This window comes from Wolbachia endosymbiont (group A) of Apoderus coryli, from assembly GCF_947251615.1.
In the GTDB taxonomy this organism is placed as follows: Bacteria; Pseudomonadota; Alphaproteobacteria; order Rickettsiales; family Anaplasmataceae; genus Wolbachia.
In genome coordinates this window covers 338425-356128 of record NZ_OX366367.1, presented here as the reverse complement: position 1 = coordinate 356128, position 17704 = coordinate 338425, and the positions used below count along the sequence as shown (strand labels likewise).

General features: G+C 34.9%; 14 protein-coding genes and 1 pseudogene. 12 read left to right on the top strand and 3 right to left on the bottom strand.

Features of this window, described 5'->3' with window-relative positions; genetic code table 11:
• The first annotated feature begins 14 nt into the window (after positions 1-14).
• The 3 genes from OPR43_RS01955 to OPR43_RS01945 all read left to right on the top strand — a co-directional run bounded on the left by OPR43_RS01955 (position 15) and on the right by OPR43_RS01945 (position 3223).
• Positions 15-518, top strand: coding sequence for a hypothetical protein (locus tag OPR43_RS01955; RefSeq protein ID WP_265027977.1), 504 nt, complete (start codon positions 15-17; stop codon positions 516-518).
• Between the two features lie 37 nt (positions 519-555).
• Complete coding sequence (locus OPR43_RS01950) at positions 556-1008, top strand: hypothetical protein (protein WP_265027978.1); 453 nt, start codon at positions 556-558, stop codon at positions 1006-1008.
• 61 nt (positions 1009-1069) lie between these two features.
• A complete protein-coding gene (locus OPR43_RS01945) occupies positions 1070-3223 on the top strand; it encodes an AAA family ATPase (protein WP_265035218.1) in 2154 nt (717 codons plus the stop codon).
• 1391 nt (positions 3224-4614) lie between these two features.
• Here OPR43_RS01945 and OPR43_RS01940 read toward each other — a convergent pair.
• The 3 genes from OPR43_RS01940 to OPR43_RS01930 form a co-directional block, all read right to left on the bottom strand.
• Positions 4615-5634, bottom strand: a complete 1020-nt coding sequence (locus OPR43_RS01940) for a virulence RhuM family protein (protein WP_265035217.1) — start codon at positions 5632-5634, stop codon at positions 4615-4617.
• 569 nt (positions 5635-6203) lie between these two features.
• Positions 6204-7211, bottom strand: coding sequence for a hypothetical protein (locus OPR43_RS01935; RefSeq protein WP_265035215.1), 1008 nt, complete (start codon positions 7209-7211; stop codon positions 6204-6206).
• A gap of 64 nt (positions 7212-7275) precedes the next feature.
• Positions 7276-8508 (bottom strand): hypothetical protein, encoded by a 1233-nt coding sequence (locus OPR43_RS01930; RefSeq protein WP_264376971.1) that lies wholly within the window; start codon positions 8506-8508, stop codon positions 7276-7278.
• 217 nt (positions 8509-8725) lie between these two features.
• Here OPR43_RS01930 and OPR43_RS01925 point away from each other — a divergent pair, with 217 nt between their 5' ends.
• From OPR43_RS01925 to OPR43_RS01885, 9 genes and pseudogenes are all read left to right on the top strand, one after another.
• Positions 8726-9190 carry a crossover junction endodeoxyribonuclease RuvC gene (locus OPR43_RS01925; protein ID WP_265035213.1) on the top strand — a complete coding sequence of 155 codons (465 nt, stop codon included), beginning with the start codon at positions 8726-8728 and terminating at the stop codon, positions 9188-9190.
• Between the two features lie 113 nt (positions 9191-9303).
• On the top strand, positions 9304-10518 hold the full coding sequence (locus OPR43_RS01920; protein ID WP_265035211.1) for a DNA modification methylase: 1215 nt from the start codon (positions 9304-9306) through the stop codon (positions 10516-10518).
• A gap of 13 nt (positions 10519-10531) precedes the next feature.
• Positions 10532-11005 (top strand): hypothetical protein, encoded by a 474-nt coding sequence (locus OPR43_RS01915; RefSeq protein ID WP_265035209.1) that lies wholly within the window; start codon positions 10532-10534, stop codon positions 11003-11005.
• A gap of 3 nt (positions 11006-11008) precedes the next feature.
• Positions 11009-12493, top strand: a complete 1485-nt coding sequence (locus tag OPR43_RS01910) for an ankyrin repeat domain-containing protein (protein ID WP_265035207.1) — start codon at positions 11009-11011, stop codon at positions 12491-12493.
• The gene (locus OPR43_RS01905) at positions 12490-14319 is read left to right on the top strand and encodes a phage terminase large subunit family protein (RefSeq protein ID WP_265035205.1); all 1830 of its coding nucleotides are present in this window, start codon (positions 12490-12492) and stop codon (positions 14317-14319) included. Before OPR43_RS01910 ends, OPR43_RS01905 begins: the two co-directional genes overlap by 4 nt.
• Positions 14320-14535, top strand: coding sequence for a gpW family protein (locus tag OPR43_RS01900; RefSeq protein WP_265035204.1), 216 nt, complete (start codon positions 14320-14322; stop codon positions 14533-14535).
• A pseudogene (locus OPR43_RS01895) lies at positions 14532-15244 on the top strand (glycoside hydrolase family 25 protein). The gene OPR43_RS01900 and the pseudogene OPR43_RS01895 overlap by 4 nt, the downstream one beginning before the upstream one ends.
• Positions 15238-16638, top strand: a complete 1401-nt coding sequence (locus OPR43_RS01890) for a phage portal protein (RefSeq protein WP_265035202.1) — start codon at positions 15238-15240, stop codon at positions 16636-16638. The pseudogene OPR43_RS01895 and the gene OPR43_RS01890 overlap by 7 nt, the downstream one beginning before the upstream one ends.
• Complete coding sequence (locus OPR43_RS01885; RefSeq protein ID WP_265035200.1) at positions 16625-17674, top strand: S49 family peptidase; 1050 nt, start codon at positions 16625-16627, stop codon at positions 17672-17674. The genes OPR43_RS01890 and OPR43_RS01885 overlap by 14 nt, the downstream gene beginning before the upstream one ends.
• Positions 17675-17704: the final 30 nt, after the last annotated feature.

Sequence of the window (17704 nt, the reverse complement as noted above, 5' to 3'; positions counted from 1 at the left end):
TTATAGGAGACAATATGTTATCAGATTTTTTAACTGATTTTAATACTGCAAAAATACAGAGTAGTTTGATACCCAAAGGTACAATAGTTAAGGTAAAAATGGCAATAAAGCCTGGAGGTTATGAGAATTGGTTCACGAAAAGCTACACTACTGGCAGCATCTATTTAAACGCTGAATTTACTATCACTGAAGGTCCATATGCAAAACGCAAGATTTTTCAGATTATAGGTGTCAAAAGTGGCAAAGCAGAAGGTGAAGAAGACATCTGGGGAGAATCTGGACGTTCTATGCTTAGAAGCATTTTGGAGTCAGCACGAAATATTCATGCACATGACACTTCAGAGAAAGCAGTTACTGCTAGAAAAATCAACTCTATAGCTGATTTTAACGGGTTAGAGTTTACTGCAAAAGTTGGTATTGAAGCCGACAGTAGATACGGGAACAGGAACAGAATTGCTACAGTTGTTACTCCAGAACGGCAGTCTGATCCTCAGAAAGGGGACTGGATACCCTTCTAGCAAGCAAAAGAATTATTTTTTATATTAGAGGACTCTTATGAATAAATTTCAAAAAACACTATTAATTAATAATCTTAAAGAATGTCTATCTTATTTATTGTCTGACAATCATGAAACAGCAGATGATCTTTCTAAGCGAGATGTAGCTAAACTTTTGACTTCAGTTATAAATGATATAAATCTTGCTAAAGATTTACTAAATAAGACCACTAAACAGCGTTGGAGAAGAGAGTATGATACTATTTTGCAGTTAATTGATAAGAAGTCACATGGAGGAGTTCCTTATGCTAAGAACTCGTTTAGTTACCTTTTTGAATATAAATTTGGCCTTAAGGGTTGTCATTCTATTCGCAAACATATTAACACTTTAGCTGCTGCTGGTTATATTAAATTTTATGAGAAAGAAATACCAGAAAGTAAAAGGCGAATCAAAGTTATGAAAGTAGTTGCAAATTTAAAAACGGCAAATCCATACCAACAAAATTCATAAAACGGACGCTGAGCTTAGTCAAACTTCAAATTAATTAAATTATAAACATATTGGAGATTGTATGGATACATATTGTGATTTTAATACAGCAGCTCCACTAAAGAATGGAAATTATAAGCCATTAGAGGAGAAAGAACAGTTAAAAGATCAACTTCTACTAAATATCAGGTCTTGTCTTTCATACCTATTACCAAGAGGAATTTTTCGTGGTGATAAGTTTTATGTAGGCAATGTACAAGGTGATAAAGGAAAGAGTCTAGTAGTAGAATTAAGTGGCAGTGAAGCTGGCCTATGGCATGATTTTGCAACAGGAGAAGGTGGTGACATTATCGACCTTTGGGCAGAAGTGCATAGAAAAAGTACTAGAACAGAGTTTACTGAAGTAATGGACTCTATAGCTGAATGGCTTGGTCATTTTAAAAAGATCAAAACTGACAAAACTGCAGGTAATCCAACTGCATATTGGGATTATTACGATGAAAACGGCCAAGCTATTGTTAGGGTCTATCGTTATGATGATAATAATGGAAAGCGATATCTTCCTTTTGATATAAAAAAATCTGACTTTGGTGCACCGAAGATAAGGCCACTCTATAATATTCCAGGTATTTTGAAATCCGATAAAGTTATTTTTGTTGAAGGGGAAAAATGTGCAGAAGCGCTGATAGAGAAAGGAATAACTGCAACAACAGCAATGTCTGGAGCAAATGCACCTATTGAGAAGACAGATTGGACTCCACTTAAAGGTAAACACATTATTATATGGCCAGATAATGATGAACCAGGTAAACGATATGCTGAAAATGCTGCAAAAAAGCTTTTAGAGATCGGAGTTGCATCACTTGTTAAGCTTAAGATACCACAAGATAGGCCGAAAGGTTGGGATGCTGCTGATTGTGTAAAGGAGGGTATAAGCATTGAAGAATTTTTAGCTTCAACTCCTTTACTTACTATTGATACCCCATCTACTGACATTCCAAATACTTCAAATATGAAAAGTTTAGAAAGATCTACAAAACAGCCGCTTAACATTTTAGACTGGAGTGTGAGTCGTTATTTAGGTTCAGTACCAATACAAAGGTTTCTTGTTGAAGGTTTATTTCCTTTAGGTGTTACCTCAATAGTAGCTGCTATGGGAGATACAGGTAAAGGTATGCTACTCCTTGACTTGGCACTTAAGGTTGCAAGTGATGCAGATCAGATATGTGGTTTTGGTTCCCTTGTTACAGAGCATGGATCAGTAGTGATTTTTTCAGCAGAAGATGATGCAGGTGAGATACACCGTCGTCTTGATCGTCTTGATCCTGGTAGCAAGAGAGCAGAATATCAAAATCGATTATTTATTATACCTATTCCAAATACGGGAGAGCCCTTTTCTATAGTGAAAAGCAACATGCGTGGTAAATGTCCTGAAACTTCAGATAAATTTGAAGACATCTGTAGACAATTAGATAAAGTAAAAGATCTAAAACTAATAGTATTTGATCCACTAGTATCATTTGTCCATGCTAATATAAACTCAGACCCAGAAATGGGATATTACGCAATGGGGTTACTTGCAAACTTAGCAAATGAAACAGGAGCAGCTGTAATTGTAGCACATCATATGAGAAAACCCAAGTGCAGTGAACCGATTACGACTGTGGAACAGGCAAGAGATGCGATAAGAGGTACAACTGCACTTGTTGATGGAGTTAGGTGTTCTTTTGCATTATGGCCTGCTTCAAAAGAGCATCAGAATACTGTGTTTAATACATTAAAGGTTAGTAAAGTTAATAATGCAGTATACCAAGGAGCTATAGTTAAGTCTAATGGTGCAACAGATAGGAATATAAGAACTTACTTACGCTCCTCAACTGGCTTGCTTGAGGATATATCTGAGGAATTTAAGCTTGGAAAATTATCTGATGAATACTTAAAAAAGATACTGATGCAAGCTATTGCAGTGTCAGCAGAAGAAGGTCATCCGTTTACTCATACAGGTGGACCAGGAGTGTTTCAACAACGGCATAGATTACCAGCTGCATTTCATAGTGTTAGTAGGCATAGACTTGAACGTTTAGCACAGGAACTATTAAACGAAAGAAAAATAGTAAAAGGTATGGCTACAAACTCAAAAGAGGATAAATGGCTTGATATCAAAACTGGTTCTTTTGCCAGAGGAGAAGGTAAGTTTAAGCTAGGTGCAGGAAGGTTTGAAATAGGTAACTTCTAAAAAATACTTAAAGCTCACTTATGAAAGTTTTGTGGGTTCATTTTGTCTCTCTGAAAGTAAGGTTTTAAGAACAAAAAATGAATTCCACACGACCAAATTTCCATGATTTCCGGAAAATTTATCAAGATTTGGAAATTAGAGTATATTCACACTTAAACTATTGAAATTCGTTGATTTTTAGCCATCTAATATAAGAAATATTACGTTTCCATTTCCAAAAAATTTAGCTAATTTGGTAACACTCAAACCCTCTACAGTAGCTGATTTCCACTTTCCGAGAATCTTATATATTATATATATATAAATAATAATAAATGATATAATAATAAACTAATATAAAATACAATAACTATAGTAATGGTTCATAATAACTTTTGAGCAAAAAGAAAGAAGTTTGGAAAAGTAGTCACTAATAGAAATACAACACAGAGACAAAAATACGAAAAACCTACTATTGCATTTTGAACAACTTGAAAAAAAAGATGAAGGACCTAAAAGTGAAAGACAAAACAATTTATAATAGCGTTTTAAAAAGACTCTATGACCCAAGGCTACAATTTACCACCAAGACCTAAGTTACTCATGTAGGGTAGCTTAAAACTCGATTACGAGGCACTTCTAAATTATTTTTTACCCCAAACTTTTATTTACTACAAGAAACCCTAAAACTAGTCTATCATGTTTTTTTGTTGGTTGCAAAGAAAATTTTTCAAACTTAAAGAACAAATGGTTAGTAGACTTTTTGAAACGTTATTTTTGCAACAGCCAACTTATGTCACTTCTATCATAGAGAGGGTAACAAAATACTCCTACCTTTTAAAACGCTTTAGGAGGTCCTTACAACACTATTTGTAATTTAGATATAAAAGTTCGTCTTTTTTTAATTAACGCGTGTAGCTCCCCTAAAAACTCGAATAAAAGGCATCTTTAGTAACCCAACTATTGCAAAATAAACTTACTAGTAAGTTTAACACATTTTTTACACTTTGCAAAGAAAATTCTTCAAAAAAGATTGAACGACTTGTGGTGAGTATAAGGGTTTAATGGAGACTATATGAGAATACAACAACTTTTATTGCAAACCTCTGAGCAATTGATTGCAAAACTCTCAGTAATGAAATCAGCAAATTGTAGATGAAGCTCAAGGAAAAAAGTTACTGCCATAGAAGAAGAAACAGAAGCTACAGAACTCTTAACCCGCTTAATAGTTCAAAATGGAGACAAAGATCTAAATTTATTTATTTACGTCTCCAATTTTATCGCGTATAATGGAGACAAAGATTTATGTTTTCACTATTTATTGGCAGATAGGGCTTTCTAAAGGGTGGGGACAATTTTTCACCCCCCTTGAAATTAAAATAAAAGCAAGATGTCAAACATAGATAGCTCAACTACAAGCTGGTTTTTGTTGTAGTTATTTTCTCACTTTCTTTACTTGCTTTAATTAATTCATCAAAGTCAGATTCATGTAATTTATCTTGTATAACTCTATACTTTTCGTATTCTCCTTCAGCTAGAGCTTTTGCAACTTCAGCACTAACTTTACCAGCATCTTTAAGCACTTCATAATCATTGAACAATAGAAATGCATCCAACTTTTCAACCCAATTCTGCATTTTCATTAGCCGATGCTTTCTTGCTTGAAGTTCCGCATAATCTAGATACATCGAAACAATATGATTTAGTTCACTCAACTCTTTTTCAGTCAAATAGTTTTTTGCAGTACTCACATCACTCTTATGAATTTTGTTGCCAGAACCATCTTTCCATGTAGTTAGCCCCATATGTGGCTTTTCGTGATCAACTCGAGAACATATCAACTCTGCTGCAGTTAAACCATAAATTGCCCAATATAATTTATTTTGTACTTTTGCGTAAAATTGTCTTGTTATATCCGAATGTGGATCATAATCTGCAGAGCATTCAGCATAAATATCTGTAATCTTCTGGTAAAATCTACGTTCGGATGCTCGTATTTCCCTGATTTTTTCAAGTAATTCATTGAAGTAATCTTTGCCAAACTTTGGGCCGTTTTTTAGCCGTTCACTATTCAATACAAATCCTTTGATGATAAAATCCCTCAAAACTTTTGTAGCCCATACTCTGAAAGATGTAGCCTTTTTAGAATTAACTCGATAACCAACAGCTATGATTGTATCTACATTATAAAATTGCGTCGGGTAATTTTTACCATCTGCAGCAGTTACCTCAAAAGTGGAAACAACTTCTTTTTCTTGTAATTCACCAGATTCAAATATGTTCTTTATATGCTTACTAATAGCCGGCAGTTGCACATCAAATAATTCAGCCATCCTTTTTTGCGTAAGCCAAAGATTTTCATCTCTGCATAAAACTTCAATTTCTATATTTCCACCTGGGGTAGTATAAAATACAATCTTATTCTCATCCATTATCTATCTCCTATAACTTACAAACAAACCATTAATGAAGTTTAAGGAATTTAACCAATTAATTGTCTTTACTGCAACCAAATTCTTTAAAACGTCTTTAGAGGGCTATTATAACTTATTAATGAGCTAGATAGAGGGGGATATATGTTTTATCAAAAATCCATTTGACCTCTTCTCAGCTCCAATAAACAGTTATTTCCAAAATGGAAACAACTCAAATAGTAAGATGTCTAGGAGTTCCGTTTAGCGGATTCTTAAAGCTCTTTAATTTCTGAGCTACATTCAAATTATTTTAACTTTTTTTCAGAAAATCCCGGAAAAAGTAGCAAGAAATCCGGTATATATATTATAGAAGGGCATTGAGTGTAGATGTGCTTCAAACACAAAAGTCGGCAAACGAACAGAGTAGAAAAGATTGAAGAAAGCAAAAGAAACGAGATAGGTTTTTGGTGAGTTGCGTAATTGAGAATTTATATTTTCAAATTTCTTTAAATAAGACAAAAACTGTATTTTAAAGCTAGATGTGACTTTAGGGTAAAATATACTACTTTTACTTCTCGTCAACACAGTTAACGAACTACCACAGTAAAAGGGTTAATACGGTAGCCATAATCTTTACGTGATGATCCAGGCCAACCAACTGTTTGAATCACATCATTACGTTCGATGTTTAATCCTAACTTTTTAGCTAAAGTGGTTTTTATTGTTCTTTGGATTGTGTTTATTGGTTTTCTAATGTAATGTTCTGGGTCTGCTTCTGGATCAAGATTTAGGCGCTTTTCTATTTCAGTTATGCTAAGCAACATGTGTTTTTCAGGGGGTAATTCTTTTTTACAATCATTCAAAAATTGTTCAAATAATATGCGAAAAACTTTCATACATGTTACAGCTTTCTTATTTAGAATCTCTATATTGTTTACGTAAAGTGAGCCCTCTATCAATTGCAACTTTAGTAATTCTTTCTCTTTAGAAGGTTCAATTAGATTAAGTGCAGTATGTAAGATTTGCATTGAAGTATTTGGTATGAACTCTAGTACTCCTCTTTGTGCTGCTTCTTGGAATACTTCAATTAAAGTCTTATGCTGAAAGAAAAGGTCAACCATTTTTACTATGGGCAAATCAAGAGGTATGTTTGATGGATTTTTTCTCAGTATTATTAATACAGTTGGATTAGCTTTAAGCTTATCTATCGTTAAGAATGTTGGATTGGTGCAAAAATCAAGTATGATTAAACTTACAATCTTACCTTGTCCACCAACATGATAAACTCCACTTTCCACTTTTTGCCACATAAAATTTGTATCACTTAGCTGACCTTCAAACCAATTCATAAATTTCTCTGGGTTAAAATATACAGATAAGCGGTGAAATCTTTGCTTCTTGTAGGTATTAGGTAAAATATCACGGTTACAATTTTCACAAATTATATTATCGCATGCTTCGTTAAAGTCCTCATCAATGAAAATCTCATTGTTACAGTATGGATCAACTATATTTGGCCAATCTAATTTATCTTGTCTACGAGAGCAGATAATGTAAGACCTCTCTTGCATCTGAATTAATTCAAGATCTGACAAATACCTTGCTGCTTTGATGTAATTTTGATTTGGATTAACCCAAGAGCTGCTAGAATTAAGAAGATCAGAGATTTGCTCTTGGCAAGATTGTAAGACCATAAAATTGTTTTATGTATGCTTTAAAATCCTCTCTTTCCCTTTTATTCAGAGGATGTTCAGAGTAGTAAATTGCTATATACTCATCACTTCGCTTGAAAAATAAGCCTATCTTTTTGCCTTGAAATATTACTTTAATCGACTCTATAAGTGGCACTATGTTTCCTACAAATGGCTTTAAAACATGCAATTCCGGTGCAATAGGATCATATGGAGCGACAGTCAAAGTGATATTAGTATAGCTGTAATTGAAACGATTTGACTGAAACTTTAACTCAAAAACACGAATATTTGAATCAGATTCATTAATACAAGTTTCTATAAATTTATGCACCTGTTCCGCGAAATTTTTATCCTGCACATCTACAAAAATACATTCGCAGCCAAAGTAACAACTTGCAATGCTATTTGCTATTTCTATAGCTTGATCAATATTTCTAGCACCAAGATCTACCTGAGTGCCATTTAGTAGAAAATCCAAAATCATCCACTCTGCCTTATGGCCATGAATAACTTTGTTTGAATTTAACAACAAATCTATATCGCTAGCTTTGCGTATTAACACATATAAACGATTCTGATGATAGAAGAAACCTTGTAGTTGATTCTCGAAACTGTCATTTCTCTTAATGTTATCTTCTTTCAGTATTTGTTGTATGATTTCCTCTGAGATAAAGTCTTTAAATGGAGTACTTGGTCGTCTTGGTATTTTTTGTAAGGCAAAAGACATGAAACTCTTTCTTTGTATTTTTTCAAAGTGATAGACAGACTTTAAAAGATTGTAATCTGCATGAAACAGTAGAAACAGCAAAGACTTCTTATCATATTTATTATTATTTTTTACAAGGTAGGATTTCATGAGTTCCGTAGTTAATGCAGATCTTGCAATTTCACTGACAGTAACTTCTAGTTTTGCACGGTCAAAACAGGTAATCAAGTAGTAAGTAACGAGAGAATCGGAATAATTAGCAATCACTTTACGTTTGTATTGTACAGATGTATTATCGTAACTTTCATCATCAAAGAGTTGAGCATTTAATTTATCTTTAAAGGAGTTTTGAAAAATAATATTTAATTGCTTACCAGAAAGTGAATCTATCCAAGACTGACGTATTTTTGTATTGTGAAAACGATCAAGCAAATGGTTAACAGGGACTTCTAAATCATCTTCCCAAAATTTACGATTTGGATAAATGTTCATAAGAAACTAACCACACCATGATAACATAATAGACTATTTAAATAGTTAAGATAGAAATCTGAAAGTCTTGACCAATAATTATGCAAGGGCTGTTTACTGATTTTTAACCAAGTTTTTTCTAAAAAGTTTGCTTAAGAAGAAGATTTTTTGGACAAAAATTTTTCAAATCCTGAATATATATTATATAGCACTCTAGCGAAACAAATTCTGAATATAAATGTCAATCCTAACACTGGACCTTGGCAAGCAAACGGGCTGGGCAATTCTGACAGATGGAATAATTGAAAGTGGAAGCAAAGGCTTTCATGGTAGTCGTTTCAGTGGAGGTGGCATGTGTTTCTTAAACTTTCGTAATTGGCTCAATTCTTTGAAAGACATTTCTGCAGTGTATTTTGAGGAGGTGAGAAGACATCTAGGAGCTGATGCAGCGAATTGCTATGGCGGTTTTCTCGCAGTTCTGTCTGCTTGGTGTGAAGAGAACAATATTCCCTACCAAGGTGTTAATGTTAAAACTATAAAACGCTTTATAACAGGCAAAGGCAATGCAAGTAAGAGTGAAGTTATTGAAGCGATACGTGAAAAAAGTTTTTCACCTCGAGATGATAATGAAGCGGATGCTTTAGCATTAATGTTCTACGCTATGAATTTCAGTAAAGATTTTAATGTATTAAAAATACCATAAAAAGTGGGTCCTTTCGGCTAGAATGGCGGGTTTGGTTGGTCCGACCCCAGGCCTTCTTTAGCGTCAGAGATATTTTGAATATTAACTTTTTAATTATTAAGGATTTAAATTATATGAATTTAGCAATCCACTACTATCCTACTCAAAATCTGGTCGAATATGAGCGTAATCCACGCAAAAATGATGACGTAGTAAACAGAATGTGCGCTTCTATTCGAGAATTCGGCTTTCGTATACCAATAGTTGCAAAAAGCGATGGTACTGTGGTTGATGGTCATTTAAGACTTAAAGCAGCAAGAAAACTTGGTATAGAAAGTATTCCTGTGGTTTTAAGTGATAATTTAAATGAACCACAAACTAAAGCTTTTCGGTTACTTGCCAATCAATCAGCTAATTGGGCAAAGTGGGATGATGATCTTTTAAAGGTAGAAATTCAAGAGTTAGAAGATTTGCAGTTTGATCTTAAAATGACTGGATTTGAATTGGAAAAAGTTCAAAACTTTCTTGATGATTTAGATGGTGAAAAAGAAGATCTTTCTGACTTAGTTGTTGATGACAAAAAGGTAGAAATAACAAAACCAGGTGATCTTTGGATTTTAGGTGATCATCGAATCTATTGTGGTGATAGCTCTGTAGTTGAATCATATAAAGCGCTGTTAGATGATAAAATGGCAGACATTACTGTTTGTGATCCTCCATATAACGTTGATTATGGTAATAGCCAAGACAAAAAGATATTAAATGATAATCAAGGTGAAAAGTACGAACTTTTTCTCTATGACATCTGTTCCCATATTTTAGCATATACGAAAGGTGCAATTTACATCTGCATATCATCATCAGAGTTTTCAACGTTGCAAAAAGCATTTGAGGAAGCAGGAGGAAAATGGTCAACATTTATCATTTGGGCAAAGAATCACTTTACGCTAGGCAGATCAGATTATCAAAGACAATACGAAGCAATGCTCTATGGATGGAAAAGCGGCAATAAACGTGAGTGGCATGGAGGTAGAAATCAAAGTGATCTATGGTTTTATGATAAGCCAACACATAACTCACTGCACCCAACAATGAAGCCAGTAGAGCTAATGGAGAAAGCAATAGTTAATAGCAGCAGACCTGGGGATACTGTACTTGATCCATTTAGCGGTTCTGGCAGCACACTGATTGCATGTGAGAGAACAGGAAGAATTTGCAGAACAATAGAGCTAGATTCAAAATTTGTAGATGTAACCATAAAACGTTGGCAAGTGTACACAGGCCGGGAAGCAATTCTTTCTGGTACTGGCAAAACTTTTGCAGAAATTCAAGAAGAAAAACAGCAATAAAGGGGCAAAAAAAGTGGAAAAGATCACACAAACGGAATGGGCAAGAGAGATAGGAGTATCAAAGCAATATGTCTGTTATTTAGTAAGGAAAGGAATAGTTGAGTTGGAGGATGGTTTGATCAATAGAGAACAAGCAAATGAAGCAGTAGCGGCAATAAGAGATCCAAGTCAGCCACTGAGAAGAAAAAGCAATTCAGAGACAAGTAACCTTTCCACAATGTTGCTAAAAACTCGAATAAAAAATGAAATGGAACGAGGTAAACTTCTTGAGGCGAAAGCTAAGGCTGAGATTGGTGAACTTGTAGCAGTAGAGGAAGTAAAGCGCGATGCATTTAACGTAGCAAGAGTTGTCCGTAATAATTTGCTTAATATTCCAAATAGAGTTTCAGCACTGCTTGCATCACTGAGTGACACTGAAAAGATTCATATGGCGCTCACTGAAGAGATTACAAACTCATTACAAGAATTATCTAATATTAAGTTTTAAATAATGTCTGCTAACTTAAGTTTAGAATTAATAAAGTGTCTTATTAATCAACAAGGAGTGGATGTAAATGTTAGAGGATTAAATGGGAAAACCCCACTACATTATGCAGTAGAAATTAATGAGCTTAGTATGGTTGCTCTCTTACTAAATAGGAAAAATATTAATCCACTGATCACTGATGATAATGGTAAAAGTGCGCTGGATTGTGCAAGAGAAGAAATATTACAAGCACTAATCAATCACAAATACGGATCAGAGGAAGATAGTTTGCTTCACTTAGCTGCGATGTTGAATGAAGCAAATGCTGTAAGGTTTTTACTCAACAAAGGAGTTAATGTTAATGAGCAGAATGCTTTACTACATACACCGTTACATTTAGCGGCAGGAGCTGGGCATGAAGGGATAGTAGAAATTTTAATTAGAGAAGGAAATGCGGATAAAGATGTTCTTGACGTGAGAAATCATGCAGCAATGCATTATGCAGTAAACAACAAGAAGCTAGAAGTAGTAAAATTACTTTCAAATCTTGGTGCAAATGTTAACATAGCTGGTAGCGGTAGAAATGCAATGAAATTATCTTCTTTGCATGTAGCTATAAGTAGTAGTAATTATGACGAAAAAGACTTATGTTTAGATATTGTAAGATGCTTAATAAATGCTCCTAATGCTGGGGTCAACTTACAAGATTACGAAAATAGAACACCACTACATTACGCTGAAAGACTTAAAACAGTAGAAGTATTACTAACCCGAGAGGATATAGATCCTTTGATTAAAGACGATAATGGCAAAACACCATTTTGTTATGCAAGAGAAGGGAATAAACAAGATATAGTGGAAGTTTTAGTGAGTAGTAAATATGGAGAAGATAAAAACAGTTTACTTCATTTAGCAGCAAAAAAAGGATATGAGGAGTTCTTAGAAGCGATTTTGAAAGAGGGAGTTGAAGTAGATATTTTAAACAATAAAGGAGAATCAGCGATATATCTTGCTGCAATAAATAGGCATTTTAATATAGTAAAATTACTGCTAAAGAAAAGAGCAGATGCTACAGATGTTTTTCAGTACGCAATAACAACAAATAACGTAAAACTGATAAAGTTATTAAGCAAAGAAAAAGATATAGTTTTATTTGGAAAAAATGACAACTTTCCAACGTTTCATTTATTGAGTAATAAATATTTTGAAGAAAGGAAAATAGCAGACAAAAAAATAAAGAAATATATCAATATCATCTGTGTTTCTATAACAATATGCGCAATAGCGATAGTAGGAATTTACCCTAACATTATAGCTGCAGTAATGGTGGGAATAGTTGCGCTCATAGCTGCAATAATGATGAGTAATTTGACTCAAAAGTACTTAGAAGAAGCGTTTGAAAAGAAAATGTTTACTGAACTCGAAAGTGAGAAAACAAGTGAGAGCGTAAGTCCTAATTTAAGTGATGTGGAAATATCATCTAGTGATGGTGAAGAGCTAGCAATATGATATACGCCACATCTTTTTCTGAAGGTTTAAAACCAGATCCAGAGCTTAAAGTATCAGAGTGGGCGAATGAGTATCGAGTTTTAGCAGCAACTGCAGCATCAGAACCAGGTAAATGGAGAACGGAAAGAACTCCTTATTTAAAAGAAATCATGGATTCACTTTCTCCGTCCTCACCAGCAGAAAAAGTAGTATTCATGAAAGGAGCGCAGATTGGAGGAACAGAAGCTGGTAACAATTGGATTGGCTATATTATCGATCAAATACCAGGTCCAATGTTAGTAGTACAGCCAACAGTTGAAATGGGAAAGCGTTGGTCAAAGGGAAGATTTGCGCCGTTAATAGAGAGTACGCCATGTTTAAAGAGTAAAGTAAAAGACCCAAGATCAAGAGATTCAGGGAATACTGTGCAAAGTAAGGAATTTCCAGGTGGAATAGTAGTAATAACTGGAGCAAATAGCAGTGTAGGCCTCCGATCTATGCCAGTAAAGTATCTCTTTCTTGATGAGATAGATGCCTATCCAGGAGATTCAGGAGGAGAAGGAGATCCAGTACTGCTCAGTATTGCTCGAACTAATACATTTGCACGGCGAAAGATTTTTTTAGTGTCAACGCCAACGGTTCATGGAATAAGCAGAATTGAGAAAGAATTTGAAGCAACAGATAAGAGATATTTTTTTGTACCATGTCCGCATTGTAATTATTACCAAATATTAAAATGGTCACAAATAAAGTGGGAAGATAAAAATCCAAATACAGCACACTATATATGTATAGAATGTGGTGAAAAGATAGAAAATCATCAAAAGACAGAGATGCTTGAACGTGGAGAATGGAGAGCTACTAATCCAATGAAAGGTGAGAAAAAAGGATTTCATCTTTCAAGTCTTTATAGTCCAGTTGGCTGGTATAGTTGGCAACAAGCAGTAGAAGATTTTCTCCATGCAAAAGAAAGTGAACAATTACTGAAGGTTTGGATAAATACTACGCTTGGAGAAACCTGGGTAGATAAAGGAGAAGTACCAGACTGGAAGCAATTATTTAACAGGAGAGAATTTTTTCAGATTGGCACAGTACCAAAAGGCGAAGTGGTACTCACAGCAGGTGTTGATGTACAAAAAGATCGTTTAGAAGTAGAAGTCGTAGCATGGGGAAAAAGTCGTGAAAGTTGGTCAATAGACTACCGAGTATTTGAAGGTGATACTGGAGGTAGGGAAGTATGGGGAAAACTCTCTGAGCTCTTAAATCATCATTTTATCGGTGAAAATGGGCTTGAATATATGATAAGTATGATGGCGGTTGATGCAGGCTATGCAACACAGGAAGTATACAACTGGGTAAGAGGTCATCAAGGATCTGGAAGAGTAATGGCAGTCAAAGGTGTAAATAAAGCCCTAGTGCCACTTAGCAGCCCAAGTAGAGTAGATATAACAGTTGGTGGTCAAAAGCTAAAGAGAGGAATAAAGCTATGGCCAGTAGGAGTATCGATATTAAAGTCAGAGCTTTTTCAATTACTTAATATTTTAAAAGAAGAAGAGGGAAAAGCTCTACCTGGATACTGTCATTTTCCTGAGTATGCACCTGAATATTTTAAGCAGCTAACGGCAGAGCAATTAGTCAGCAAGGTAGTAAAAGGATACACCAAACAAGAGTGGCAAAAGGTAAGAGAAAGAAATGAAGTACTAGATTGCCGAATTTACGCAAGAGCAGCATCAATAGCACTGGGAATAGACAGATGGCCAGAGAGTAAATGGAATAGTTTAAGTGAAAAACCGGAAAATAAAAAATCAAAGAAAATAGTCAAAAGCAAATGGATCAGCAAGCAATAAATGTATAACGAAGATTATTTAATTCAAGTCGAAGAAGCGATAAAGAAACTGCAAAATGGAGAGAGAGTAGTATCAATTGCATATGGTGACCATGTTGTAAGATATGCTGAAGTAGATATAAATGATTTACTAAGCTTAAGACAACGAATTAAAGCTGAGCTAAAGATTGCTGGAAAGAGGAAAATTGTTTTTGCTACTAATAAGGGAATTATATGAGAGAATATCAAAATTTTCTGAAACAATTAAAGTATGTAATAGTCAATAGTGGTGTATTAGAAAAAGAAGGTAAATGTAAGAAAATAGCTGATTTATCAAATAAAGTATATGCGAATGCAGTAGTAGACCTATCACATTGGAATGCAGATGTAAATTTTAAGCTAGTCAAAGAAGATGGAATACTGGGTGTAGTACATAAGGCAACTCAAGGATTAAAATTTGTAGATCTAAAGTACGCAGAGAGAAGAAAAATTGCTGAAGAAGAAGGACTTCTGTATGGCGCATACCATTTTGGAGTAGGAGAAAACGGAAAAGACAAGCTGAGCATTTTTTAGAGACAGTAAGCGATAGTTCTAAAGTTCCACTTGCTCTAGATATAGAAGAAAACAAAAATGGAGAAAACATAACACCAAAACAGGCGGAAGATTTTGTGACTAGAGTTCAAGAAAGAACTAATCGCTTACCATTGATTTGCGGAGGAGCTTATTTTCTAAAAGATTTTGCTACACCAATTTTAACTAAGTGTCCACTGTGGAAAATAAGATGGTCTAAACTACCAAAAGGATGGAATAAGTGGGTTTTGTGGCAATACACTAATGGTCAAATGGGACCTAAACCGCATTCAGTAAGAGGAATAGGACCATGTGATAGAAGTAAATTTAATGGAACAATAGAAGAATTAAAGAATTTTTGGTTATCAGGATGTTAAAGACCTTAAAACAACTATTTAGTAAGCCAAAAATCAAAAGTTCTGCATGGGATGCGTCAGGCTCAGGAAGAAGAGTGATGTATTGGCAAGGAGAAACAGGAAGCATAAATAATTTACTTTCTCAGAGCCTTGGGCACTTACGTAGCCGCTCTCGGGATATGGTAAGAAAAAATCCATATGCAGCCAATATCATTGATACAATAGTAAGCAACTCTATTGGAATAGGAATAAAACCACAATCAAAAGCAAGAGATGCGGAATTTCGAAAGAAAGTGCAAGAGTTATGGCTAAAATGGACAGATGAAGCAGATAGCTGTGGAATAAGTGATTTTTATGGATTACAAGCTCTAGTATGCAGAAGTATGATAGAGGGAGGAGAATGTTTTGTACGTTTAAGAACGAGAAAGCTAGAGGGATGTGTACCATTACAACTGCAAGTACTAGAATCAGAGCATTTGGACAATAAGAGCAATCAAACACTAGCCAATGGTAATGTAATAAGAAATGGGATTGAGTTCAATAGACTTGGACAAAGAGAAGCATATTACCTATTTAAAGAACACCCTGGTGAAAGTACCTTTGGAGAGTCAGTAAGAGTGCCAGCAAACGATGTTTTACATATCTATAAACCACTGAGACCTGGGCAAATTAGAGGAGAGCCATGGCTTTCGAGTATACTGCTAAAGCTCTATGAACTTGATCAATATGATGATGCAGAATTAGTGAGAAAAAAGACAGCAGCGATGTTTGCAGGGTTTATTACAAGACTTGATCCTGAGGCAAATATCATGGGAGAAGGTGAAAGTAATGAGCAAGGAGTAGCACTATCTGGCCTGGAACCTGGAACAATGCAGCTTTTAGACCCAGGAGAAGACATAAAATTTTCAGAACCGTCAGATGTTGGGGGAAGTTATGAAGCGTTTATGAGACAGCAACTCAGGGCAATAGCGATTGGTACAGGGATAACATATGAGCAGCTAACAGGAGATTTAACGGGAGTTAATTATTCATCCATTCGAGCAGGGCTGATAGAGTTTCGCAGAAGGTGCGCAATGTTACAGCATAACGTGATAGTGTTCCAATTTTGCAGACCTATTTGGAATAGATGGCTAGAACTTGCCACTTTATCTGGAGAGCTTTCTACAACAGATAATCAAATATTTAAAGAAGTAAAATGGATACCACAGGGATTTGATTGGGTGGATCCACTAAAAGATCAGCAAGCACAGCAAATGGCAGTAAGGAATGGATTTAAGAGTCGATCGGAAGTAGTATCAGAAATGGGTTACGATGTAGAAGAAATTGATCAAGAAATAGCAGAAGATAATAAACGCGCCAATAGTCTCAATTTAATATTTGATTCTGATGTCGGGGGAAACAATGTTTCTAAGTAAACCATTAATGCTTGAACCAAAAAGTTTTGAACTACTATCGCTTTACAATCAAAAACATCCCACGTTTAAAAACATAAAGCACTCTATAAAAAGTAACGTAGAAAGAACTGCAATTATACCAATTCATGGAATTCTGACTAAAAAACCAGGAGCTTTTGACGTCTTTCTGGGAATGACATCATATGAGCAAATAGAAGAGCAAATTACACAAGCATTAGCAGATAGTAGCATAGAGACAATTATACTGGAAATAGACAGCCCAGGAGGAGAGGTAAACGGTATATTTGACCTGGCTGATTTTATTTATGAATCAAGAGCAAAAAAGAGAGTTGTGGCATTAGCAAATGATGATGCGTACTCTGCTGCATATGCTATAGCCTCTAGCGCTGAGAAGATTTTTCTCACCCGCACTTCTGGTGTTGGCAGTATTGGAGTAATAGCAAGTCATATAGATCAAAGTAGATTTGATGAAAAGCAAGGTATTAAGTACACCACAATCTTTGCTGGTAGTCGAAAGAATGATTTAAACCCACATGAGCCTATTAACTCTGAAGGTTTAAAAAGTTTGAGAGAGGAAATAGATCGTTTATATGAGATGTTCGTCCAGCTAATAGCACGGAATCGAAATCTTTCTATAGAAGCAATCAAATCAACGGAAGCAGGTCTATATTTTGGCGAGAAAGCAGTAGAAATAGGTCTTGCAGATGGAATTACAATTCTTACGGAATTTAAATCTATTAATAAAAACAGGAGTACTACTATGAATGAACAAACTACAAATAACGTAAAAGAAGAAACTGATAATTTAACTAAGTATCGTACTGAAGTTCTTGAATTAATACGTTTATGTAATTTATCGAAGATGCCAGAAAAGATAGGAGAATTTATTGAGCATGGGGTAAGTATTGAGCAAGCCAGGGAAGTTTTAATGGAATTACTTGCAGAGAGAACGAAGAAGACAGAGATACTGAGTGCAATACCACAGAATTCAGGAGAAGAGTTGATGATACAGGTAGCGAAAAGTCGGTGTGTTTAAATTTTATAACCGCCATATATAGTGCTCTGC

Bases quoted from the DNA above. Each gene is read 5' to 3' on its own strand.
- OPR43_RS01925 (WP_265035213.1), top strand. From the start codon at position 8,726: ATGTCAATCCTAACACTGGACCTTGGCAAGCAAACGGGCTGGGCAATT.
- OPR43_RS01900 (WP_265035204.1), top strand. From the start codon at position 14,320: ATGTATAACGAAGATTATTTAATTCAAGTCGAAGAAGCGATAAAGAAA.
- OPR43_RS01890 (WP_265035202.1), top strand. From the start codon at position 15,238: ATGTTAAAGACCTTAAAACAACTATTTAGTAAGCCAAAAATCAAAAGT.
- OPR43_RS01950 (WP_265027978.1), top strand. From the start codon at position 556: ATGAATAAATTTCAAAAAACACTATTAATTAATAATCTTAAAGAATGT.
- OPR43_RS01955 (WP_265027977.1), top strand. From the start codon at position 15: ATGTTATCAGATTTTTTAACTGATTTTAATACTGCAAAAATACAGAGT.
- OPR43_RS01910 (WP_265035207.1), top strand. From the start codon at position 11,009: ATGTCTGCTAACTTAAGTTTAGAATTAATAAAGTGTCTTATTAATCAA.
- OPR43_RS01945 (WP_265035218.1), top strand. From the start codon at position 1,070: ATGGATACATATTGTGATTTTAATACAGCAGCTCCACTAAAGAATGGA.
- OPR43_RS01930 (WP_264376971.1), bottom strand. From the start codon at position 8,508: ATGAACATTTATCCAAATCGTAAATTTTGGGAAGATGATTTAGAAGTC.
- OPR43_RS01885 (WP_265035200.1), top strand. From the start codon at position 16,625: ATGTTTCTAAGTAAACCATTAATGCTTGAACCAAAAAGTTTTGAACTA.
- OPR43_RS01920 (WP_265035211.1), top strand. From the start codon at position 9,304: ATGAATTTAGCAATCCACTACTATCCTACTCAAAATCTGGTCGAATAT.
- OPR43_RS01905 (WP_265035205.1), top strand. From the start codon at position 12,490: ATGATATACGCCACATCTTTTTCTGAAGGTTTAAAACCAGATCCAGAG.
- OPR43_RS01940 (WP_265035217.1), bottom strand. From the start codon at position 5,634: ATGGATGAGAATAAGATTGTATTTTATACTACCCCAGGTGGAAATATA.